We start from the raw sequence: 672 nt of genomic DNA on the forward strand, positions 1-672 counted from the left end.
CTCGCCGCCCTGCTGGCCGAGGAGGCCCCGGCGCTGAACGGCGCGGTGCTGCACGCCGGCGCGCGCGAGCCGGCCGGCGACCTGCCGGGCCTGCTGGCCGGCCGCGTGACCCTACGGACCGTCGCCCTCTACGAGACCGCCGCCGCCGACCCGGCCGAGGCCCTGGCGCGGCTGGACACCCTGGACGCCGTGCTGGTGCATTCGCCCAAGGCGGGACGGCGCCTGGCGGCCGTTCTGGACCCCGCCACAGCCGGCGATCTGAGCTTCGCCTGCATCTCGCCCGCCGCCGCCGAGCCGCTGGCCGAGAGGGGCTTCAAAAAGCTGCACGCGTCGCGGTTCCCTGACGAGGGCCATTTGCTTAGATTGCTGGCGGAGCCGCTGATCGAGACCCCATGACTTCGCCCGTCGTCGAACCTGTCGAGCCCAACGACCTGCCGGAGCTTCCGCCCCGGCGGCCGATGAACGCGGTGTGGTTCTTCGTGCCCTACACCCTGCTGCTGATCGCGGTGGCGCTGGGCGTGATCCTGAACGCCGAGCGGCTGGGCCTGAAGAAGCACCGCGCGCCCGAGCCGGCCGCCGCCGAGGCGCCCGCCGCCGTCACGACCGACGCCCAGCTGCGCGCCCGCATCGCCGATCTGGAGGCCCAACTGGCCGCCGCCCGCGCCGCCGGCC

The 672-nt window shown here is 75.0% G+C and carries 2 protein-coding genes; both read left to right on the forward strand.

Annotation, left to right across the window (positions count from 1 at the left end; genetic code table 11):
- Positions 1 to 396, forward strand: a 396-nt coding sequence (locus G3573_RS21850; RefSeq protein ID WP_205598443.1) for a uroporphyrinogen-III synthase, incomplete at its 5' end; no start/stop codon positions are given.
- Positions 393 to 672: hypothetical protein (locus G3573_RS22505; RefSeq protein WP_163263707.1), on the forward strand; the 280-nt coding region annotated here is incomplete at its 3' end. The genes G3573_RS21850 and G3573_RS22505, both read left to right, overlap by 4 nt.

It is taken from the genome of Caulobacter sp. 17J65-9, assembly GCF_010975005.1.
Classification (GTDB): Bacteria; Pseudomonadota; Alphaproteobacteria; order Caulobacterales; family Caulobacteraceae; genus 17J80-11.